The sequence below is a fragment of the Xanthomonas euvesicatoria genome (assembly GCF_013112235.1).
Taxonomy (GTDB): Bacteria; Pseudomonadota; Gammaproteobacteria; order Xanthomonadales; family Xanthomonadaceae; genus Xanthomonas; species Xanthomonas euvesicatoria.
Genome location: NZ_JABFFS010000001.1, coordinates 953027 through 973736, shown reverse-complemented (window position 1 = coordinate 973736; position 20710 = coordinate 953027). Strand labels below are relative to the sequence as shown.

Sequence of the window (20710 nt, the reverse complement as noted above, 5' to 3'; positions counted from 1 at the left end):
CATGCACATCAACCGCGCCAACCTCACCAAACGCCTGGGATTGCTGATCGCCGGCCTCAGTGCAGTGTGCACGCTGCAGGCCTTGGCCGCATGCGGGACGCCCGGCACCTCGCTCAAGCAGGCGTATGCGCAAGGGTTTCTGCTGGGGACTGCCGTCAATGCCGATATCGTCTCCGGCAAGGACGCAGCCTCCGCTGCGTTGGCGGCCTGTCACTTCAATGCGGTGACCGCGGAAAACGTGATGAAGGCCGAAGTGGTGGCGCCGCGTCGTGGGGTGCAGGATTTCAGTGCAGCCGATGCATTCGTGGCCTACGCACAGCGCAATCGGCAGTTCGTGGTCGGTCACACCCTGGTCTGGCACAACCAGACACCGGAGTGGTTCTTCACTACCGCCGATGGTCGGCCCAATACGCCGGCACAGCAGCTGGAACGCATGCGTGCGCATATCGCGGCGGTGGCCGGGCGTTACACGGGCAAGGTGCAAGCCTGGGATGTGGTCAACGAAATCATCGACGAAGACGGCAGTTACCGTTCGACCAACTGGGTACAGCGCGTGGGCGACGGCGACACGGTGGTCCGCAATGCCTTCACCTTCGCACAGCGCTATGCACCGGATGCGCAGCTCTACTACAACGATTTCAATGCATGGCGGCCGGCCAAGCGTGATGGCATCGTGCGCATGGTCAAGATGCTGCAGCAGGCCGGTGTCCGTATCGATGGCGTGGGCATGCAAGGCCATTGGGGGCTGAACTACCCCAGCTTGCGCGACATCGAGGACGCGATCGATGCGTACGCTGCGCTTGGCGTCAAGGTCATGATCACCGAGCTGGACATCGATGTGTTGCCGCTCACCAAGGAAGGCCAGATCATCGGCACCGGCATGGCGCACAAGCAGTTTCAGCTGCCGGAATTCAAGCGCTTTCTCGACCCCTATCGCGATGGTTTGCCTGCCGACGTGCAGGCGCAATTGCGCGACCGGTATGCCGAGCTGGTCGCGCTGTTCTGGCGCAAGCGCGACAAGATTGCGCGCGTCAGCGTGTGGGGCGTCAGCGATGACATGTCGTGGAAAAACGATTACCCGGTACCTGGGCGCACCAACTATCCGCTGCTGTTCGATCGCAATCATCAACCCAAGCCGGCGTTGGATGCGGTGTTGGCCGTGCCCACCGCAACCGCTGCACGCTAGCGGCTGCCGGCCCAAGAGCTGCTGACCACCAAGCCCGGGCACAGGCGAGCACGGCCGATGTTCGGTGCGGCATGGATGGCTCGAAACACCGCATTCCTGCGTGCCGTGCACCTCATAGATGCATGCGCGCGATGCATTGGTGGCCGCTATGCGCAGTCGCCTGCACACGCATGATGGCATCATGCCCCCAACCATGAGACAGGACTGACCGATGCGCTTGCCGTCTTATCTGCTGTTGGCCGTGCCGTTGCTGGCGGTGCTTGCTGCCTGCACCAAGCAGACTCCACCGACGCCGCGTTTTGCGGCCATCGGCCAGCTGCAGACATTCGACCGCCGCTTCGGTGATGTGGTGGCAAGCGATGCGCGCATCGAGAAGCTCACCGAAGGCTTCACCTGGTCCGAAGGCCCGGCATGGGTACGCAAGGGAGGCTATCTGTTGTTTACGGATGTGCCGGAAAACAAGCTGTATCGCTGGTCCGAACAGGCCGGCCTGTCGGTCCTGCTCTCGCCCTCCGGCTACACCGGCCCGGAACTGCCCACGCTGCGCGAAGCCGGCGCCAATGGTCTGTACGCCGAGCCCGACGGCACGGTGCTGCTAGCCGATTCCGGCACGCGCATCCTGGCCAGGCTCGATCCGGTCACGCGCAAGAAGACACCGCTTGCGACTGCCTTCGAGGGCCACCGCTTCAACAGCCCCAACGATGTCGTGCGGCGCAGCGATGGCGTGGTGTTCTTCACCGACCCGCCGTACGGGTTGAAGGATCTGGATAAATCGCCGGTCAAGGAGCTGCGCTTCAATGGCGTCTATCGCCTGGACACCGATGGCAGCGTGCATCTGCTGGACGATAGCCTGAGCTTTCCCAACGGCATTGCCCTGTCGCCGGATGCGCGCACCTTGTACGTCTCCAACTCCGATCCGCAACGGCCGATCTGGATGGCGTATGCACTGGATGCACAGGGTGCCGTCACCGGCAAGCGCGTGTTCGCCGATGCGTCCGACCTGATCGCCAAGGATGTTCCCGGCCTGCCCGACGGCATGGCGGTTGCCGCCGACGGTACGTTGTTTGCCACCGGCCCCGGCGGGGTGATCGTTTTCGATCCCGCCGGCCAACGCCTGGGTCGCATCGCCACCGGCGAGGCCGTCTCCAACTGCGCCTTCGGCAACGATGGCCACACGCTGTACATGACCTCGCACGCGATGCTGGCGCGCGTGCGCGTGAAGTCGCTGGGCCTGCAGTTCGTGCGCTAGACGATCGCGGCGATGCCGCTGCATCGCCTCGCGATGGACACGCACGTCTGGCCGCATGCGTGTCTGACCGCAGCGCCAATCGCCTGGTACTGCCGCCGTGTCGGCTGCCTTGTGTACTGCCTCGGTCAATCGTCCAGCCGCCACAGGCCGCTTGCTTGCAGACAAGGCCAGCGGCCATGACGCGCGCCCGCACGACGCGTCCTCGCCCGTAGCGCCACCGCTGCCGGTCTTACCGAGCAGCGTGGTGCCCGCACCTCCGACCGCCGGCCGCAGCGCCTGCGAGCCAGGCCTTTTACCTGGCTCGCCGCACCAACGTTGGCGACCGCAACCGTGGTGCGGCGCGTCAAAACAGGCGTGCACCGAATCGCTCTTGCACCGCGCAACGCCTGCTGCGCCAAGGCGTGCAGCTGTCCAGGCAATCGCCACGCTTGAGCCTGTTGCAAAAAGGTAATCATCGCTATACGGTAGTTTTCACTACTGTCATGAGCGGGTTGCCCGCGGGGTTGCGGCAATGAACGAAGCTTGCGTTTCCCGGTTGCTGCGCACCCTGGCGTGCGTTGTCGTAGCGGCGCTGCCGCTGATGCCTGCGCTGGCGGCAGCGTCCTCGCCGGTACAGGGCCTGTGGCTGACTGCGGCCAAGGACGCCGTCATCGCATTTGCGCCGTGTACCGATGCCGCCAGCGCGATGTGCGGAAAGGTGGTGTGGGACAAGGACGCCGGCACGCCGAAGGACACCTGCGGTGTGCAGATCGCGCGCCTGGAGCGCGACGACAACGGCACCTGGCGCGAGGGTTGGGCATTCGATCCGCGCAGCGGCAAGCGCTACAAGGCCACGCTGCGTAGCAAGGGCGACAGCCTGACCCTGCGCGCGTTCATCGGCGCCGAAGTGCTCGGCGAAAACATGCTGTTTACCCGCGTGCAGGCCCTGCCATCCACGCCGGTGTGCGCCAGCCACTAGCTGCGGCCAGCGCCACATGCGCGCGCAGCACCGGCCGCCGCGATCGCGGCGGTTCTCACTCACATCCACCGGGGGAATCCAGATGGCGAAGATCCATGTCGGCGCGGTTGTCGCGTGTGCGTTGCTGCAAGGTGCGGCTTGCCTGCCGGCGCAGGCCCAGCAAGCCGACCCGGCCAGCGAAGGCAGCGTGGCGACCTATCAGTTCGACAACCAGGTCAAGCTGATGAGCGAACAGCGCACGCGCGGCATCTCCGATTCGTTGATGCGGCCCTCGGCCAAGTGGAGCACCCAGTTCGTGCATGCCAGCGGGCTGGTCGCCTTGCTGGAAGTGGCCGGGGTCAGCAAGAAGCAGTTCGTCAATGGCGACGGCCTGGGCGTCACCCTGGCGGGCGGCTATCGCTTCGGCAATCCGGACGGCTGGCACGCTGGCGTGGGCTTGGCCACCGAGCGATTCCCGGGCGCACGCTTCATGGCGCCGCACAGCATCGACCTGGAAACCGGCACGCCGACCGACGTGCGCACGACCAACTACAACAGCGACTTCGCCGTGATGGAGCTGGGCTACGGCATCGTCGAAGGGCGCGTGTTGTATGTAGTGTCCAAGACCTACCGCGGTGCCGATACCGGCGGCGTGTGCGGGCAGATCCTGCGCTTCTCGATCGATCCGACCGCCGCATTGCAGTGCTACGCGCGCGGCGAACAGGATTCGCGTGGCACCGTGTTGGCCGACCTCAATACCCAGGTGCCGTTGCTGCCCTCGCTGCTGCCGTCCACGACGCTGCGCCTGCATGCCGGCTACCAGAAACTGGCCAACTTTCGCGAAGGCAACTTCGCCGATTACCAGATCGGCATCACCCATCGGCGTTGGGGCCTGGACTGGAACCTGGACTGGCTGACCACCAACACCAACGCGCACCAGTTGTACTGGGTGCAGGACGGCGAGCGTATCCGCAAGACCGACGGCGATGCGCTGGTGTTCTCGATCGGCTACACGTTCTGATGCGCACCCAAACGCTCGCAGACGACACCGGCGGCAATGCGCCGCTGGTGCTGGCGGTGGACCTGGGAACCTCAGGCTGCAAATGCGCGTTGGTGACGCTGGACGGCAAGGTGCTCGCCTGGGCGTTCGAACCGGTGCAACTGCACGTGCAGGGCGTCGCTGCCGAACAAGACCCGCACGCGTGGTGGGACGCGTTCAGCGCCACCGCCGCTGCCGTGGTGCAGGGCGATGCGGCGCTGCGCCGACGCGTGGTGGCCGTGTGTTGCTCGACCCAGGGCGAAGGCACCGTCTGCGTGGACCATAACGGCCAGGCGCTCGGGCGCGCCATGCTGTGGCTGGACATGCGCGGCCAGGCGGCCATCGCCCGGCGTCTGCAGGGGCGTTGGCTCAATGTGCGCGGCTACGATCCCCTGCGCCTGTGGCGATGGTTGCGCCTGAGCGGTGGCGCGCCTGCGCGCAGCGGCAAGGATTGCGCCGGCCACATCGCCTATCTGCGCGATCACCAGCCCGTGCGTTACCAGCGCACGCACAAGTTTCTCAACGTGCTCGATTACATGAACCTGCGCCTGACCGGCCGGTTCTGCGCCACTCCCGATTCGATGCTGACCACCTGGGTCACCGACAATCGCGACCCGCACCATATTCGCTACGACGCGGGCCTGCTGGACATGGTCGGCGTGGAGCGCGACAAGTTGCCGGACCTGGTGCCTTCCACTGCCGTGCTGGGTCCGCTGCTGCCGCAGGTGGCCCAGGCGCTGGGCCTGTCGCCGCAGACCGTTGTGGTGGCCGGCGCGATCGACACGTCGGCCGTGGCGGTCGCCGCGGCGGTGGAAGACCACGCCGCGCACCTGTACCTGGGCACCTCGTCGTGGTTGGGCGCGCATGTGCCGCGCATGAAAACCGACGTGCGCAGTACGATCGCCGCGGTGCCGTGCGCGGTGGAAGGGCGCTATCTGGCGATCGCCCTGCAGACCACCGCCGGTGCCAACCTGTCCTTTCTGCGCGACCGCATCCTGTTCCATGCCGACGAACTGCTCAGCGACGAGCAGCGCCCGGACGTCTATGAAGTGCTCAATCGCATCGCCGCACGCGTGCCCGCAGGGTCCAACGGGTTGATCTACATGCCCTGGCTGTTCGGCGAACGCACGCCGGTGGAAGACCCGAGCCTGCGTGCGGGTCTGATCAATCTCTCGTTGATGCACAGCCGCGAAGACATGATCCGCGCGGTGATGGAAGGGGTGGCGTTCAACACGCGCTGGATGATGGAGCCGTTCGCGCGCCTGCTCGGCTGCGACCCAGGCACGATTGCCGCGGTCGGTGGCGGCGCGCAGTCGGATCTGTGGTGCCAGATCATCGCCGATGTCAGCGGCCGGCCGATCCGGCAATTGCACAATCCGATCCAGGCCAATGCGGTCGGCGCGGCCTTTATCGCCGGGGTCGGCCTGGGCCGGCTCGGCTTCGGCGATCTGGCGGCACTGCAGCGACCCCGGCGGGTCTACGAGCCGGATGCGGGCACGCGTGCGCTGTACGACGACCGCTACGCGGTATTCAAGGATCTGCAGCGCACCTTGGCGCCGATCTACCGACGGCTCAATCCCTCCACGCCTGCCGCCGCCCCGGAGGTCGCCGCGCATGTTTGCCCTTGAACAACGCCAGCGCGTGGTGGCGCTGTGCATCGAACTGTCGCGCCGCGGCTATCTGGCCGGCACCGGCGGCAATGTCGCCTTGCGTATCGATGCGGAGTGTTTCGCGGTCACCCCTTCGGCGATCGACTACCTGAGCATGCAGGCCGAGGATATCTGCATCGTCCGCACCAAGGACCTGCACCAGCTCGACGGCACGCGCACGCCGTCGGTCGAAACCGGCCTGCATGCGCAGGTGATGCGGCGGCGCCCGGACGTGGGCTGCAGCATCCACACCCACCAGCCGGTCGCCAGCGCCTGCACCCTGCTGGGCGCGCCGCTGGAGGTGACGCAACCGGCGTTGCGCCGCCTGCTCGGCGCACGGATTCCGATCGCCGGCTACATGCCGTCGGGCACCGGCCTGCTGGCCCGCCTGCTGGCCCGGCAGCTGCAGCCCACCGTCAACGCCTATCTGCTGCGCAATCACGGCGTGGTCTGCTGCGGCACCAACCTGGAGGCGGCCGTCACCGTGGTCGAGGCGTTGGAGCTGGTCGCGCGCAGCCACCTGCAGACGCAGATCCAGGCGCGTGCGGCGCGCGAGCCCGACCTCGCGGCCGGCCTGCAGCGGGTGCTGACGGCGCTGGATTCCAGCCGGCACACGTCCGGCGCGTCCTCCCTTTCCCAGACATGATGGCACCGACAATGAGCGTGACTTCCGCGATTTCGCAATGGCCCGATGTGGACCAGCTGTATCGCCGCTTCGATGCGTTGGTCAAACAGCCGATGCGGCCGGTCCGGCGCGAAGGCATGGACAAGGTGATGCGCTACTTCGAGCAGCGCTGCCAAGGCTCCAAGCAGTTGGGCGACGCCGCGCAGCGGGTGATTCCCGGCGGCGTGCAGCACAACCTGGCCTTCAATTACCCGTTCTCGCTGGCGATGCGCAGCGCCGAGGGCGCCTACCTGACCGACGTCGACGACAACCGCTACATCGATTTCCTGCAGGCCGGCGGACCGACCTTGCTCGGCTCCAACCCGCCGGCGTTGCGCGCACGCGTCAACGAGGTGCTGGACCAGTGCGGACCGGTGACCGGACTGCTGCACGAATACGAGGTCAAACTGGCCGAGCTGGTCTGCGCCAGCATGCCGGCGGTGGAGATGGTGCGCCTGCTCGGTTCGGGAACCGAGGCGGTGATGGGCGCGGTGCGCCTGGCGCGCGCGTATACCCGCAAGCGCTGGATCATCAAGATCGGCGGTGCGTATCACGGCTGGAGCGACCAGTTGGTGTACGGCCTGCGCCTGCCCGGCACCGGCCGCATGGAAGCGATCGGCATTCCGCGTGGGGCGACCGCGCATACCCAGGAATGCCTGCCCAACGATCTGGACGCGTTGCGCCGCAAGCTGCAATTCAATCGCCTGCGCGGCGGCACCGCGGCGGTGCTGCTGGAACCGCTGGGGCCGGAGAGCGGCACCCGCCCGGTGCATGCGGACTACAACCGCCAGGTGCGCGCGCTGTGCGACGAGTTCGGGGCGCTGCTGATCTTCGACGAAGTGGTCACCGGTTTCCGGTTGGGCCCCGGCGGTGCGCAAGGCTACTTCGGCGTTGCGCCGGACATCACCGTGCTGGGCAAGTGCCTGGCCGGCGGCTATCCGATGGCCGGGGCGATCGGGGGCCGCCGCGAGGTCATGATGAGCCTGGTGGGCGGCATCGGCACGACCGCGCGGCGCGCCTTTGTCGGCGGCACGCTCTCGGCCAATCCGCTGTCCTGCGTGGCCGGCTACTACGCGTTGCTGGAAGCGCAGCAGAACGATGCCGCCGGCCGCGCCGGTCGCGCCGGCGATCGCCTGCGTGCGGGTCTGGAGGCGATCATCCAGCGCCGCGGATTGCCGTACGTGGTCTACAACATGGGCTCGATCGTGCACCTGCAGACCTCCGGCGTGCTGCTGCTGGACACCGGCAACCTCTACAAACTCTGGCGCGTGCGCAACGAAGCCAAGGCGCGCAAGCACATGATGGAAGAGATGGGCGCGGCGTATTCGGCGCACGGCCTGATCACCCTGGCCGGTAGCCGCATCTACACCAGCATGGCCGACACCGATGCGGTGATCGACGAGGCCCTGAACCGTTTCGACGATGTCTTTGCACTGGTCTGAGCCGATGAACGCCACCGATGCCCTGCGCGACACCTGGCTGCAGACCCGCGAACGGCTGCAGGCCTCCCACTTGCTCGGCGACGATGACGCGGCCTTGTCGTTGCGTTGCCCGGGCGCCACGCAGATGTGGATCGGCAGCGCCACCGCGTCAACGCCGCTGCTGCTGGACTGGCGCGAGGATGCCGCGCTGGATGCGGCGCAGCGCCTGCATGCGCAGGTCTATGCGCAGCGTGGCGATGTGGGGGCGGTGGCGTGGTCGGCCGGTGCCTTCGGCCACTGCCTGGCCGACTGCGGCGGCGCGTTGCCGCAGGTGTTCGACGAACAGGCGCGGCATCTGGGGCCGATGCCGCCGCCGGTGCGCGCGGCCGACGCGGCGGCCACGCTGGCCGGGGCGATCGGCAATGCCGTGCTGGTGGCACGGCGGCCGCTGTGCCTGGGTACCAGTGCGCGTCGCCTGGCGCTGAACATCGCGTTGTTCGAAAAGTGCGCCAAGGCGTATGTGCTGGCGGCGGCCACCGGAGGACCCACCCGGCAGCTGCCGTGGTGGGTGCGTCGCATCGCCAACGGGCGTTTGCGCAAGGACCAGGTACGTGCGAGCGCCGCATTTGCCAATGGCGCCCTGCCCACCGAAAGCACGGCCTACTGAGGGCATCGCATGCGCAGCAGTCATCCACCCGCGTTGTCCGCCGTGGCCGTTCCCGCCTCGCAGGGGTTGCCGTCCGGTTTGTTGATCGGTTCGATCGCCCTGCTCATCCTGGGCGTGCAGCCGATCCTGCTGGGAACATTGGTCGAGCAGAAGCTGATCACGCTCTCCGGCGTGGGCATCGTGGCAATGGGGGAGATCGTCGCGCTCGGCCTGGGCGTGGCGCTGGGCGATGCGCTGTTGCCGCACCGCTGGCAGCGCCAGGTCGCCGTGCTGGCGGCGCTGTTGGCGGCACTGCTGGACCTGGCTACCACCCAGGCGGTCGGCGACACCGCATTCGTGCTGGTACGCGCAGCTGCCGGCCTGGCGGAGGGGCTGCTGCTGTGGGTGGCGACCCTGACCATCGTGCGCGCGGCCAAGCCGGATCGGGTCACCGCGGTGTTCATGCTGACCCAGGCGGTGGCGCAGATCGCACTGGCGAACCTGCTGGCATTGTGGGTGCTGCCGTCCACCGGCTGGAAAGGCGGTTTCGTGGCGCTGGGCGCGGTGACGCTGTGCGCGGCCCTGCTGACACCGTTGCTGCCGGCGACCCTGTCTGCGGTGAGCGCAACCGCGCCGGCCAGCCGCGTGCGCTGGTCGCCGACAACCCTGTTGCCCTTGCTGATTGCCTTCGTGCAGATGGCCGCGACCGGCGCGCTGTGGGCGTACCTGGAACCGTTGGGGTTGCGCGCGGGCCTGGATGCCGGGGCGGTGCAGGCGCACACCTCGCTGGTGCTGGCGATGCAGATCGTCGGCGCGCTGGCGGCGATCTGGTGGGTGCGCCGGCTCGGTCACGCGCGCACCCTGGTGGTCGGCAGCCTGGTGCTGGCAGCGGTGGCGGCCATCATGGCGCGTGCGGCGCCGGCCGGCACTGCCGCGTTCACGGTTGCCTGCGTGGGCTTCGGCCTGGTCTGGATGTTCCTGATGCCCTTCCACGTGGGCCTGGCGTTCGGTGCCGACGCGCATGGCCGGGTGGCGGTGCTGGTGCCGGCGGTGCAGTTGCTGGGATCGGCAGCCGGCCCCTTGCTCGCTTCGCTGCTGCTACAGCACGATGATCCGGCTCCGGTACCGGCGTTCAGTCTGGCCGCCGCATTGCTGGCGGCGGTCCTGGCGGCGGCAGCCGGCCGCGACCAGCGCCGCCGGGCGCCGGCCGGAGCGCAGCAGAACAGGGGGGATCGATGAGCGACAGCGTGTGCGGAATGGGCCGCAGCGTGCCGGCGCGTCCGGCGCGCCGGTCGCGGATGCGTTTGCAGTGTGTGCGCTTGCAGCAGGGGCGTGCGCGTCATGCACGCTGACCTGGACGTCTGCGCCGAGGACATCGCGGCACTGTTCGCCGCCCAGCAGCCGGTGGCCGCGGCCTGGCGCAGTTCCACCGCCGCGCAGCGGCGCGAGCGCCTGCGCGCGTTGCGCAGCGCGCTGCTGGCGCGGCGGCAGGCCCTGTATGCCGCCTTTGCCGGCGACTTCGGCAAGCCGGCACTGGAAGTGGAGCTGAGCGAGCTGTTGCCGGTGGTCGACGAAATCGCCGCCGCCATCGCCGGGCTGCCGCGCTGGATGCGCCCGCGCAAGGTGTCGCCCACCTTGCTGACGCTGGGCACGCACGCGCAGATCGGCTATCAGCCCAAGGGCCGCTGCCTGATCATCGGACCATGGAATTATCCGGTTGCCACCGTGCTGGGGCCGCTGGTCTCGGCGCTGGCGGCAGGCAACACCGCCATCCTCAAGCCGTCCGAATTCACCCCGCAGGTCAACGCGGTGCTGCGCGAGCTGCTGGCCGAGGCGTTCGACCCTTCCGAAGTGGCGATGGTGCAGGGCGGGGTGGCCACTGCGCAGCGCTTGCTGGCCTGCCCGTTCGACCATGTGTTCTTCACCGGCTCACCGGCAGTGGGGCGGCAGGTCATGGCCGCCGCTGCCGCCCAGCTGGCCTCGGTGACGCTGGAGCTGGGCGGCAAATCGCCGGCCATCGTCGACCGCAGCGCCAACCTGGAACGCGCCGCGCAGGTGCTGGTGTGGGGCAAGCTGGTCAATGCCGGGCAGACCTGCATCGCGCCCGATACGCTGTTCGTGCATCGCGAGGTCCGCACGGCGCTGCTGCAGCGGTGCCGCGAACTGCTGGCGCAGCGCTACGGCAGCAGCGCGGCGGCGGTGGCTGCCAGCCCCGACCTGGCGCGCATGATCCATGTCGGCCATGCGGCGCGCCTGGCGGCCCTGATCGATGAAGCGCGCGCTGCCGGTGCCGAGCTGGTGGCCGGCGGCGAGCATGACGTGGCGCAGCGTTTCATCGCCCCGACGGTACTGGCCGATGTTCCGGAACACGCGCGCATCGCGCAGGAAGAAATCTTCGGCCCGGTGCTGCCGGTGGTGACCTTCGACCATCTCGACACCGTGCTCGCCGGGCTCGACGCCGCCGCCAAGCCGTTGGCGCTGTATCTGTGGAGCAACGATGCCGCACAGGTCGCCCGCGTGCTGGCGCGCAGCAGCTCCGGCAGCGTGGTGGTCAATCACTGCCTGCAGCAATTCATGCACACCGGCTTGCCGTTCGGCGGCATTGGCCAGTCGGGGATCGGCAGCGCGCATGGCATGCATGGATTCAAGGCGTTTTCGCACGAACGTGCGGTATTGCGCGGCGGCCGCCTGCTGACCGCGCGGGCCTTCTTTCCGCCGTATCGGGGCTGGCAGCACCGCGTGGCCACCGCATTGACCGCCTGGCTGGCCCGCCGATGACGCGCGCGGCACAGATCGCCCGCGACGCAGCGCGTATGATGTGGCTCTGGCAAACACCGGCCGTGCAGGCGCATGGCTTGGCGGTGGCATGGCGCTACTGCAGACGATGGACGCCGCCTGGCCGGCGCAATGCAGCAGCGACGCAACGGCGCAGGTGCAGTCGCGGTGGTCTGGCCGACGCATCACTCCGTGTTCGAGGAATCCCCCGCCCATGTCCACGACCAAGTCCCGTCCGCGAGCGCCGCTCAAGGCGCCTGCGCCCAGGCTGACCGGCAACAAGCTCCCGGCCCAGCATCGCGCGACCGAGACCTACGAACATATCCTGACGGTGACCGCGCAATTGCTCGGCGATGTCGGCGTGGAACGGCTGTCCACCAATCTGGTCTGTGCGCATGCCGGACTGACGCCACCGGCGCTGTACCGCTACTTTCCCAACAAATATGCCTTGTTGTCCGAGCTCGGCACGCGCCTGATGCAGCGGCAGAACGCGCTGGTGCCCAAGTGGATCACGCCGCAGGCGATGTCCGGTTCGCGCGAACAGGTGCAGCAGGCGCTGACCGGCCTGGTGCTGGAGACCTACCGGGTGACCAAGGCCACCGAGGGCGGTGTCTGGATCCTGCGCGCGCTGCGTGCGGTGCCGGCCTTGCAGCAGGTGCGCCTGGACTCGCACGCGCAGGTCACCAAGGCGCAGGTGCGCATGCTCGCCGAATTCTTTCCCGATGCAGACCCGCGCCAACTGCGTCTGGTCAGCCGCATCGTGGTGGACCTGATCTATGCGACCGTGGAGCTGCTGTTCGATGTGCGACTGAGCAGCCGTGCGGTGGCCGAGACAGTCGGCACGATGATCGCCGGCCACGTCGAGCAGTTGCGCGATGCAACGGCCGATGTGCCGAAAGGCAGCGCTGTGGAGCGCCGGCGAGGTTCGCCACCGGCACGGCGTTCAAACCGCGCTGGGTGATGGGCCGGCAGCGGGCGCGGTCGTCAGAGCCTGCGAAGGACGCGCCTTCCCTGCACCGAGGCATCTGGCAGGTGCAATGCGGCTGCTCGCAGGCGCTGAATGCCGCAAGCACATCCGCGCCGCATGCAACGCTCAGGGCACTGAGGGCAGCATGAGCAGATCCTGCAGTTCCGGTCCGCCGCCGCGGTTGCCGCTGCCTGCGGCGATGTACAGATCCTCGCCCACCTGTGCCGCCTGCGTGCCGTGCCTGCCGCGCGGCAAGGCCGGACCGGTCTCCCACCGCGCGGTGGCCGGGTCGTAGGACTCCACCTCGGCGTGGCCGGCGACCTGGGTCGTGCTTTCGCCGCCCAACAGCATGACCCGGCCGTGATGCGCGACGGTTGCCGCGCCCGCGCGCGGGGTGGGCAGCGTGGCATCGGCCACCGACCAGGTGGCCTGCCGCAGATCGTAGATATCCAGCTGCGGGATCGTTTGCGACAGCGTGTCGCCGGTGTCGTGCGAAGACCGGCGCCCGCCGCCCGCGTAGAGCTTGCCGTCGAGCACCACGGCCTGGAAGTGATCGCGCGCATGCGGCGCATCGGGCAGGCGCGTCCAGCGCTGGGTCCGCGTGTCGAAGGCGTCCAGCCAGGGCACATAGCCGCTGTTGTGGCCACGCGTATTGCCACCCACCAGATACAGCACTCCGTCGTGCGCGACGGTACCGGCCGAACCGCGGCGGCGATCGGCAGGAATCTCCGCGCCCGTCTGCCAGCGGTCGGTGGCCGGGTCGTAGATCAGCAGATGCGTCAACGCCGCTTCGTTGGGATAGTCGCCGGTAAACCCGCCCACCAGATAGAGCTTGCCTGCCCAGACCGCCGCCTGGGCGTGGTTGACCGCCAATGGCGGTGCGCTGCCGCGCGACCAGCGCCGGGTGCGGGTATCGAAGATATCCAGCGGGCGTTCGCCGCGACCGCCGAGCAAATACAGGCGCTCGCCAATGGCGGCCATGCTGTTTTCGTGGCGTGCGTGCGGCTCGCCCTGCGCCTGCACCGCGCGCCATTGCTGCTTGCTGGTCGATCCGGCTGGTTCGAGGTCATTGGCCTGCCCGCTGACAGGCATGCTTGCGGTCACCACGAGCAGGAACACCGCGCAGAAAGACGTTGCCAAGCGATGCATCGGTGTTCCTTGGTTGCAAAGAGCGGCCAGTCTACTTACCTGTCGACGCACCGCCATAGCAGAAAGCGGACAGAGCCGCGACGCGCGTAGCGACCGCGACAGTGCAGCGCTGTCACCACGCTGACGATGGCAGTGGTCGATCATCTGCATTGCGGTGTTGCAGCCGGATACGCAGCGCACTTCATCAAACCCAGTGCCTTTGCTGCTTGCAAGTGCCAGGGGAGACGCCGGCTCTTCACGTCCGACAGCACCGCGTATGCAAACACTACCGCGACCGCAATGACAGGAGACCTGCGTGACGCGTTCCCCGACAACTTCCCGTTCGGCGACAACGCCGCCCAAGAGCGTCGCCGCTGCAGCGGCGCGTGGACTGCGCCTGCGCGAGCAGCACGGCCGTGGCGGTACCGCCGTTGGTGTGGCGCGTGCGCGCGATCTCTCCGCGCAAACGTCGCTGTCTGCACAGACCATTGGACGCATGCATGCGTACTTCGCGCGACACAGCGTGGACAAGAGCGGCAAGGGCTGGGCGGATGCCAAGGCGCCATCGGCCGGCTACATCGCCTGGCTGCTCTGGGGCGGCGATGCAGGCCAGCGCTGGGCAGCGCGTGTGTACGCGCGCCTGCACCAGGCAAGCGCGACCAAGGGCGCCAGCAGCGGAAATGGCTCGAAAAAGACTGCTGTAAAGAAGGTTAAAGCAAAGAAGAGTGCAACCAGGCAAGCCGCAGCCAAAAAAACGGCGACCAAGAAGTCAGCAAAAAAGACAGTCGCAAAAAAGACCGCACCGAATAAGCGCACCACGAAAAAAACGGCGGCCGCAAGCGCCTCTGCCAGAAAGACTGCATCGTCCAAGGTCGCACGCAAGGCAAGCAAGGCAAGCAAGAAAGCTGCAGCAAGGAGCAGCGCGGCTGAGAAGAAAGGCGCGACCAAGAAAGCGCCATCAAGGCGCACTGCGGCCAAGAAGAAGAGCACCTCCACAGCTGCGAAACAGCGTGCAGGCAAGACGTCCGCGCCCTGGAGCACGTCCAGCCCAAAGAGCGCTTCGCGCTCCAAGCCACTGTCTGCATCGCAGAAGACCCAGGCCCGCAAGCGCGCAAAAGCCGCAGGCCGCCCATATCCGAATCTGGTGGACAACATGGCCGTCGCCAGCAAGCGCAGCACGAGCAAGCGTGCGGCCAAGTCCGGCGGCACGAAACAGCGTGCAGGGAAGAAATAGCGGTATCGTTAACGCGCGTTTGTGCGTGCTGCGCTCGGAGGTGCGGCGGCACAGGCCCGTCTCTTGTCGGCATGCCCCCGGTCCGAGGCAGTGCCGACTAAGCCGTGGAGCGGTGGCGCTTGCTGTCGCCCCGGCATCGGTCCGAGCAGTACTTCACCTGGTCCCACACACGCTCCCACTTCTTGCGCCAACGAAACGGCCGCCCGCATTGCACGCAGACCTTCTCCGGTAGATCCTGTTTTTTGCGTGTTGCCATAGGCTGGAAGGACTGGGACACGTGTCGGTGCAGCGGGATGCAAGCATGTCATAGCGAGGTCCACTGCAAAATGCCGTCTCGGACTTCATGCAGGCAGCTGCCCAGAACACAGCAGTACATGGGCGGGGAGACCGGCGCGCACGCTTTGTTATAGTTCGCAGGAAGCGGTTTGGCGGCATGTCTCGGACATCGCAAGGCGGCACGCTCACATTCTCAAACAAGGACGTGCGTGAAAACATTGTTGCTGGTCGCGTCGGCCCTTTTGTACGTTGCCGCACTCTGCCTTCCTGCACTGCATGGTGGTGCCGAGCACGTGAGCGGCGTTGTCCTGCTCCTGTTCGGCTGGATCCAGGTGCTCGACGGCCAATGCGTCGCCTGGTTAGGCAACCTGCTGTTCTTCAGTGCGTGGCTCTGTTACCTCTTCAAATCAGATAGGACGGCATTGGGCCTGCTGCTGTCGGCATGCCTGATCGGCATGGATACCTTTCGTGCCACCCGCTATCTGAAAAACGAAGCCGGACACGAAGTGATGATCGACCGGATAGGCGCAGCCTTCTACGTATGGGAGCTGAGCTTTCTGGTCCTGGTGATCGTAGTGCTGATGCGTCTGTCGGAGACGCGTGGCGTCACGCGACCGAATACGGTTTGATACCGTAACCGCCGCCAGGACTTTTAAGGCGCGTGGGGAGCGAGCCTGTCACTTCCATCGAGCTGCTCACATAAGCGCTTCTGAAGCTTGGACACACGGAGGTTGGTCATGGACACCGGCATCAATGTAGAAACGCAAACCATCCCGACCCTGCCGAGCCGTTCGATTCCGCAGACGGTGGCGTTTTATCGGCAGCTGGGCTTTGTCGGCGATGCGCATCCGCATGATGCAGGTTACGCAATCCTGCGACGTGGCGATGTGGAGCTGCACTTCTTCGCGCATCCGGACCTGGATCCGGCCGGCTGTTATGCGGGCTGTTACATCAGGGTAGGCGATGTGGATGCCGTCCACGCAGCGATGAAGCTTGCCGCCTTGCCCGAGCAAGGCATTCCAGGGCTCGACCCGGTTGGCGACAAGCCCTGGGGCATGCGTGAGTTCGCCATCGTCGATGAGAGCGGCAATCTGCTGCGGATCGGGCAGGTGATCGCGTCCGGGTGATGCATTGCGTGGGCGAGGCGACTGCACTGCTCGCCCCGCCTGATTCCACCGCTCGCCAATGAGATGGTGCTGTGCACCGTCTTACACGTCACCCATCGACCCAAGGGCGTGTGTCACTTCAGCAGGGGTGGCCATGCCGAGCGCTGCATAAGCCGCCTGCAAGGACGCACGAAAACGTGCGTCTGCGGGCAACGATCCGAACACCGCCTCCAATGTCAGAAAATCAGCGACATCATGACCTGCATCGCCAGTCGCGTTGCGGCCAAGCGCGCTGAGGACATCGTTCAACGGGTCGGTCAGCGGAACGCCGTTGTGCGCCTGCCTGCGGACGAAATGCAGCCACGCCGCAACGGCCAGGCATAGGCGCTGGATCGGTCGGCCGGTAGCGAGTGCGTCGCCGATCGTGCCGAGCAGGCGCACCGGGAGTTTCTGCGAGCCGTCCCAGGCGATCTGGGCGAGCAGGTGACCAATGGCGGGATTGCGAAAACGGGCAAGGATGGCGTCGCTGTAGCGTTGCGCATCGAAGCCCTGCATGGCCTGCAGGGTGGGCGCGATCTCCGCGCGCATCAACGTTTCCACGTATGCGGCAAGTTCGCGGTGACGCATGGCCTCGGCCACGGTTTCCAGGTCCAGCAGGCTGCCGAGATAGGCCAGCGCCGAGTGCGGCGCGTTGAGCAGACGCAGCTTGGCGCGCGCGTAGCCGGCGATGTCTTCGCTCAGGGTGACGCCCACGCGCTCGAATGCGGGGCGACCATTGCAGAAGCGGTCTTCGATTACCCACTGGCTGTAGCGCTCGCGCTGGATCGGCCAGGCATCGTGCACGCCAAGCTGGTCGTGTACGCGCGTGCGCAGCGCGTCATCGGTGGCGGGCGTGATGCTGTCGACCATCGAGCGCGGGAACGCTGCATGCTGCGTGATCCATTGCGCAAGCGCGGGGTCGGTCTGTTCTGCAAGCCGCACGACCGCGCGCTGCAGCAGCGTGCCGTTGTCGGTGAGGTTGTCGCAGCTCAACGCAGTGAACGGCGCGGTGCCGTTGTGCCTGCGCCGCTGCAGGCCGGTGACGAGGTAGCCGATGGCACTGCGTGGACTCGCGGGATGGGCGATGTCGTGGGCGATGTCCGGATGCGAGAGGTCGAGCGTGTCGCCGGCCAGGCAATAGCCTTTCTCGGTGATGGTCAGCGTGACCAGGCGCACTGCCGGGTCGGCAAGGCGCGCGAGCACGGCGGCGTGTTCGTCTGCGGCGCACAGTACTTCGCGGATGGCACCGATGACGCGCAGCTGCGGGTGTTCGTCGAGCAGGGCGAGGGTGTACAGACCATGCTGTGGGCGCAAGGCATCGCGCACGTGCGGGCGATGCAGCGAGACGGCGCTGATGGCCCAGCTGGGGTCTTCGGCAAGCAGGTCGTCGATATAGACGGCCTGATGAGCACGGTGGAAGGCGCCTGCGCCGAGATGCACGATGCCGATGGTGGTTCTTGCCAGGTCATAGCTGGGCCTTGAAACCACCGGCGGCAATGTGGCCAGGGTGTCGCGCGAAAGACGTGGTGCTTGCATCGTGTCGCCTGTGAGGTAGGAGTGTTTGGAGGAAGGGCTGCGCCGAACCCTCACCCCAACCCCTTTCCCGCAAGGAAAGGGGATTTGCAGCAATCGTGGCCGAAGAAGTTGTCGATCCACGGCCGCATGGCCAGAGTGTGGGCGGCTGTTACTTGTCGGTCACGGTAAAGCGCTGCCTGGCGCGGATATCTGCACTGGAGGCGCCGATCTGCACTTCATAGGCGCCTGGGTCCACCGCATACGCCTTGCGCTGCGCGTCGTAGATGCGCAGCGCGTTCTTTGCGTCGAGGGTGAAATGCAACGCGCGCTGCTCGCCCGGCTGCAGGGCGATACGTTGAAATCCGTGCAATTCCTTGCCGGCACGTTCGCGTTGCGGGGTGAGCGGATGCAGATACAGCTGAACCACCTCATCGCCTGCGCGTTGGCCGGTGTTCTTGACCGTGACGGTGGCAGTGAGCGAGCCATCGGCTGCGATGGTGGTGCGGTCCAGGCGCAGGCCGGAATAGGCGAACTGCGTGTACGACAGGCCGTGGCCGAACGGATACAACGGCGTGCCGCCGAAGTAGCGGTAGGTGCGGCCGCGCATGGCGTAGTCGTCGAACGCCGGCAGGGTTTCGCTTTCCTTGTAGAACGTCACCGGCAAGCGGCCGCCCGGGTTGGCATCGCCGAACAGCGTGTCGGCCACCGCGGTGCCGCCGCGCTGGCCGGGATACCAGGCCAGCAGGATCGCCGGCAGGTGCTGCTGCGCCCAATCGATGGCCAGCGCCGAGCCGGTGGTCAGCACCGCCACCACCGGCTTGCCGGTGGCCTGCAAGGCTTCGAGCAGGTCGCGCTGCGGCTTGGGCAGGCGCAGGTCGGTGCGGTCGCCGCCGGCAAATCCGGGGTAGTTCACCTTCATCTCTTCGCCTTCGACATCGCCGGTCAGGCCGCCGACGAAGACCACCACATCGGCGCTGCGCGCCACGTCCAGCGCCTCCTGCAAAGGCGGCTTGGCCCCGGGTTGGCGCCAGGCCAGGCGCACGCCGGCATCGCGCTCGCCTTCGAAGTATTCCAGCCGCACCTGGTAGGCACGGCCGGCCTGCAGCTGCACGTCGACGCCATCGGCGTGCAGGCGGTCGCTGGTGCTCCAACGGTCGATCACCGGCTTGCCGTCCAGGTACAGGCGCACGCCGTCGTCGGCGGCTGCTTCCAGGTGGTAGGTGCCGGTAGTCGGCGGGACCAGCTGGCCGCTCCAGCGGATGCTGAAGTTGTCCGCCGGCACCGCCTCGCTCGGGCCAGCCTCGCCACGCGCCAGCAGATTGTCGGTCGGCGAGCCGCGGTCCCATTTGAAGCCGATTTGCGCATCCACGCGCACCAGGGCCGGCGTGCCGGACAAATCGCGGTTGCGAAAATACTCGCCCCGCAAACCGCGTTCGGGCGAGTTGGCCGACGGCCGCAGGTATTGCGGTTCGATCAGCGGCGTGGCGGCGGGGTCGTCGCGCCCCTCGACCAGGTCGGCGCCGCGCGCGTACAGCACCTGGGCATTCGGGGCCGCGGCGCGGATACCTTGCAGCACGGTGACCGGCGCGGCCGGCGTGCCGTAGTAGTTGCCGAGCAGTGCCATGGTGTCATCGGCGGTGGGGCCGATCACCGCGATGCGCTTGAGCTTGGCCCGCGACAACGGCAACAGGCCATCGTTCTTCAGCAGCACCAGCGATTCGCGCGCGGTGCGCCGCGCCAGCGCATCGTGCGCCGGCGACTGGTTGACCGAGGCGGGAATCGTCGACCACGGCAACTGCCCGGGCGGATCGAACATGCCCAGGCGCATGCGCGCGGTCATCAAGGTCGTCAACGCGGTGTCGATCTGCGCCTCGTCGATCAGGCCCTGGCGGACCGCCGCCGGCAGGGTGGAATACTCCTCCCCGCATTCCAGTTCGGTGCCATGCTTGACCGCCAGCGCGGCGGCTTGTTCGCGGGTGGCGACGATCTTGTGGTGCTTCCAGATATCCACGATTGCCCAGCAATCGGACACCACGTAGCCCTTGAAGCCCCATTGCTGGCGCAGCACATCCTGCAGCAGGAACTTGCTGGCACTGGCCGACTCGCCGTACACGCGGTTGTAGGCACCCATCACCGCATCCACCTTGCCGTCCTTGACCAGTGCCTCGAACGCCGGCAGGTAGGTCTCGTACAGGTCGCGCTGGGAGGGGCGCGCATCGAAGTGGTGACGATCGGCTTCCGGGCCGCTGTGCACGGCGAAATGCTTGGCGGTGGCGTCAAGCTTGCGGTACGGCTCACCTTGCGCGTTCTTCGGTGCGTCGGCGCCTTCGCCCTGCAGGCCCTGCACGAAGGTCACGCCCATGCGCGCGGTGAGGAAGGGATCTTCGCCGTAAGTTTCCTGGCCGCGGCCCCAGCGTGGATCGCGGAAGATATTGATGTTCGGCGACCAGAAGGTCAGCCCCTGATAGCGCGCGTGCTGGTTCTGGCGCAGGAACTGATGATGCTTGGCACGTGCCTCGTCGCTGATGGCGGTGGCGACCTCGTGCATCAGCGGCAGGTCGAAGGTGGCGGCCATGCCGATCGCCTGCGGGAACACCGTCGCCCCGCCGGCGCGCGCCACGCCATGCAGCGCCTCGTTCCACCAATCGTAGGCCGGCACCCCCAGGCGCGGAATCGCCGGCGCAGCGTTCTGCATCTGCGCGGCCTTTTCTTCCAGCGTCATGCGCGAGACCAGATCGGCCGCGCGTTGTTCGAAACTGCGTTGTGTATCCAGATACGGCGGCGGTGTCGCGGCATGGGCAGCGCCTGCGGTACATGCCAGTGCGAGCAGGACACCCTGCGCGAGCGAACGAAACGGGGCGGGCGGATGCGAAGGCATG

Annotated in this window: 18 protein-coding genes; 13 read left to right on the top strand and 5 right to left on the bottom strand. The window is 67.1% G+C overall.

The features are described 5' to 3' along the window. Position 1: 1 nt before the first annotated feature. From HLH45_RS04105 to HLH45_RS04055, 11 genes are all read left to right on the top strand, one after another. Positions 2 to 1186, top strand: a complete 1185-nt coding sequence (locus HLH45_RS04105; protein ID WP_033478784.1) for an endo-1,4-beta-xylanase — start codon at positions 2 to 4, stop codon at positions 1184 to 1186. Positions 1187 to 1397: 211 nt separating this feature from the next. Next, positions 1398 to 2435 (top strand): SMP-30/gluconolactonase/LRE family protein, encoded by a 1038-nt coding sequence (locus tag HLH45_RS04100; RefSeq protein ID WP_008573847.1) that lies wholly within the window; start codon positions 1398 to 1400, stop codon positions 2433 to 2435. Between the two features lie 511 nt (positions 2436 to 2946). Beyond that, positions 2947 to 3393: a DUF2147 domain-containing protein gene (locus tag HLH45_RS04095; RefSeq protein ID WP_008573850.1), complete on the top strand. Its 447-nt coding sequence runs from the start codon at positions 2947 to 2949 to the stop codon at positions 3391 to 3393. Positions 3394 to 3475: 82 nt separating this feature from the next. Next, positions 3476 to 4393, top strand: a complete 918-nt coding sequence (locus HLH45_RS04090) for a TorF family putative porin (protein ID WP_008573851.1) — start codon at positions 3476 to 3478, stop codon at positions 4391 to 4393. Next, on the top strand, positions 4393 to 6039 hold the full coding sequence (locus HLH45_RS04085; protein ID WP_008573852.1) for a xylulokinase: 1647 nt from the start codon (positions 4393 to 4395) through the stop codon (positions 6037 to 6039). The genes HLH45_RS04090 and HLH45_RS04085 overlap by 1 nt, the downstream gene beginning before the upstream one ends. Continuing rightward, entirely contained in the window at positions 6026 to 6706 is a 681-nt protein-coding gene (locus tag HLH45_RS04080; protein ID WP_008573853.1) for a class II aldolase/adducin family protein, read from the top strand. The genes HLH45_RS04085 and HLH45_RS04080 overlap by 14 nt, the downstream gene beginning before the upstream one ends. Positions 6707 to 6717: 11 nt before the next feature. Continuing rightward, entirely contained in the window at positions 6718 to 8166 is a 1449-nt protein-coding gene (locus tag HLH45_RS04075; RefSeq protein ID WP_029820780.1) for an aspartate aminotransferase family protein, read from the top strand. Between the two features lie 4 nt (positions 8167 to 8170). Beyond that, positions 8171 to 8812: a hypothetical protein gene (locus HLH45_RS04070; RefSeq protein ID WP_008573857.1), complete on the top strand. Its 642-nt coding sequence runs from the start codon at positions 8171 to 8173 to the stop codon at positions 8810 to 8812. Positions 8813 to 8890: 78 nt separating this feature from the next. Then, entirely contained in the window at positions 8891 to 10030 is a 1140-nt protein-coding gene (locus HLH45_RS04065; RefSeq protein ID WP_033478785.1) for an MFS transporter, read from the top strand. A gap of 102 nt (positions 10031 to 10132) precedes the next feature. Next, on the top strand, positions 10133 to 11569 hold the full coding sequence (locus HLH45_RS04060) for an aldehyde dehydrogenase family protein (RefSeq protein WP_046932446.1): 1437 nt from the start codon (positions 10133 to 10135) through the stop codon (positions 11567 to 11569). Between the two features lie 211 nt (positions 11570 to 11780). Continuing rightward, positions 11781 to 12527 carry a TetR/AcrR family transcriptional regulator gene (locus HLH45_RS04055; protein WP_008577994.1) on the top strand — a complete coding sequence of 249 codons (747 nt, stop codon included), beginning with the start codon at positions 11781 to 11783 and terminating at the stop codon, positions 12525 to 12527. Positions 12528 to 12659: 132 nt separating this feature from the next. Here HLH45_RS04055 and HLH45_RS04050 read toward each other — a convergent pair whose 3' ends face one another. The 3 genes from HLH45_RS04050 to HLH45_RS04035 form a co-directional block, all read right to left on the bottom strand. Further along, positions 12660 to 13682, bottom strand: a complete 1023-nt coding sequence (locus tag HLH45_RS04050; RefSeq protein ID WP_008577993.1) for a Kelch repeat-containing protein — start codon at positions 13680 to 13682, stop codon at positions 12660 to 12662. Positions 13683 to 14234: 552 nt separating this feature from the next. After that, positions 14235 to 14768 carry a hypothetical protein gene (locus HLH45_RS04040; RefSeq protein ID WP_033479412.1) on the bottom strand — a complete coding sequence of 178 codons (534 nt, stop codon included), beginning with the start codon at positions 14766 to 14768 and terminating at the stop codon, positions 14235 to 14237. A 224-nt stretch (positions 14769 to 14992) separates the two neighbouring features. Then, positions 14993 to 15151 carry a DUF2256 domain-containing protein gene (locus tag HLH45_RS04035; RefSeq protein ID WP_011349095.1) on the bottom strand — a complete coding sequence of 53 codons (159 nt, stop codon included), beginning with the start codon at positions 15149 to 15151 and terminating at the stop codon, positions 14993 to 14995. A 238-nt stretch (positions 15152 to 15389) separates the two neighbouring features. Here HLH45_RS04035 and HLH45_RS04030 point away from each other — a divergent pair, with 238 nt between their 5' ends. After that, positions 15390 to 15800: a hypothetical protein gene (locus HLH45_RS04030; protein ID WP_008577812.1), complete on the top strand. Its 411-nt coding sequence runs from the start codon at positions 15390 to 15392 to the stop codon at positions 15798 to 15800. 108 nt (positions 15801 to 15908) lie between these two features. Continuing rightward, entirely contained in the window at positions 15909 to 16298 is a 390-nt protein-coding gene (locus tag HLH45_RS04025; RefSeq protein ID WP_008577813.1) for a bleomycin resistance protein, read from the top strand. 81 nt (positions 16299 to 16379) lie between these two features. Here HLH45_RS04025 and HLH45_RS04020 read toward each other — a convergent pair whose 3' ends face one another. Both HLH45_RS04020 and HLH45_RS04015 read right to left on the bottom strand, forming a co-directional pair. Next, on the bottom strand, positions 16380 to 17852 hold the full coding sequence (locus HLH45_RS04020) for a mannitol dehydrogenase family protein (protein WP_033479405.1): 1473 nt from the start codon (positions 17850 to 17852) through the stop codon (positions 16380 to 16382). A 148-nt stretch (positions 17853 to 18000) separates the two neighbouring features. After that, the gene (locus HLH45_RS04015) at positions 18001 to 20709 is read right to left on the bottom strand and encodes a glycoside hydrolase family 3 protein (protein WP_033479407.1); all 2709 of its coding nucleotides are present in this window, start codon (positions 20707 to 20709) and stop codon (positions 18001 to 18003) included. Between the last annotated feature and the right edge of the window lies 1 nt (position 20710).

Excerpts from the sequence above, each read along its gene's own strand:
- HLH45_RS04055 (WP_008577994.1), top strand. The coding sequence starts at position 11,781 with ATGTCCACGACCAAGTCCCGTCCGCGAGCGCCGCTCAAGGCGCCTGCG.
- HLH45_RS04085 (WP_008573852.1), top strand. The coding sequence starts at position 4,393 with ATGCGCACCCAAACGCTCGCAGACGACACCGGCGGCAATGCGCCGCTG.
- HLH45_RS04105 (WP_033478784.1), top strand. The coding sequence starts at position 2 with ATGCACATCAACCGCGCCAACCTCACCAAACGCCTGGGATTGCTGATC.
- HLH45_RS04025 (WP_008577813.1), top strand. The coding sequence starts at position 15,909 with ATGGACACCGGCATCAATGTAGAAACGCAAACCATCCCGACCCTGCCG.
- HLH45_RS04090 (WP_008573851.1), top strand. The coding sequence starts at position 3,476 with ATGGCGAAGATCCATGTCGGCGCGGTTGTCGCGTGTGCGTTGCTGCAA.
- HLH45_RS04080 (WP_008573853.1), top strand. The coding sequence starts at position 6,026 with ATGTTTGCCCTTGAACAACGCCAGCGCGTGGTGGCGCTGTGCATCGAA.
- HLH45_RS04070 (WP_008573857.1), top strand. The coding sequence starts at position 8,171 with ATGAACGCCACCGATGCCCTGCGCGACACCTGGCTGCAGACCCGCGAA.
- HLH45_RS04035 (WP_011349095.1), bottom strand. The coding sequence starts at position 15,151 with ATGGCAACACGCAAAAAACAGGATCTACCGGAGAAGGTCTGCGTGCAA.
- HLH45_RS04075 (WP_029820780.1), top strand. The coding sequence starts at position 6,718 with ATGAGCGTGACTTCCGCGATTTCGCAATGGCCCGATGTGGACCAGCTG.
- HLH45_RS04100 (WP_008573847.1), top strand. The coding sequence starts at position 1,398 with ATGCGCTTGCCGTCTTATCTGCTGTTGGCCGTGCCGTTGCTGGCGGTG.
- HLH45_RS04050 (WP_008577993.1), bottom strand. The coding sequence starts at position 13,682 with ATGCATCGCTTGGCAACGTCTTTCTGCGCGGTGTTCCTGCTCGTGGTG.
- HLH45_RS04060 (WP_046932446.1), top strand. The coding sequence starts at position 10,133 with ATGCACGCTGACCTGGACGTCTGCGCCGAGGACATCGCGGCACTGTTC.
- HLH45_RS04015 (WP_033479407.1), bottom strand. The coding sequence starts at position 20,709 with ATGCCTTCGCATCCGCCCGCCCCGTTTCGTTCGCTCGCGCAGGGTGTC.
- HLH45_RS04095 (WP_008573850.1), top strand. The coding sequence starts at position 2,947 with ATGAACGAAGCTTGCGTTTCCCGGTTGCTGCGCACCCTGGCGTGCGTT.
- HLH45_RS04020 (WP_033479405.1), bottom strand. The coding sequence starts at position 17,852 with ATGCAAGCACCACGTCTTTCGCGCGACACCCTGGCCACATTGCCGCCG.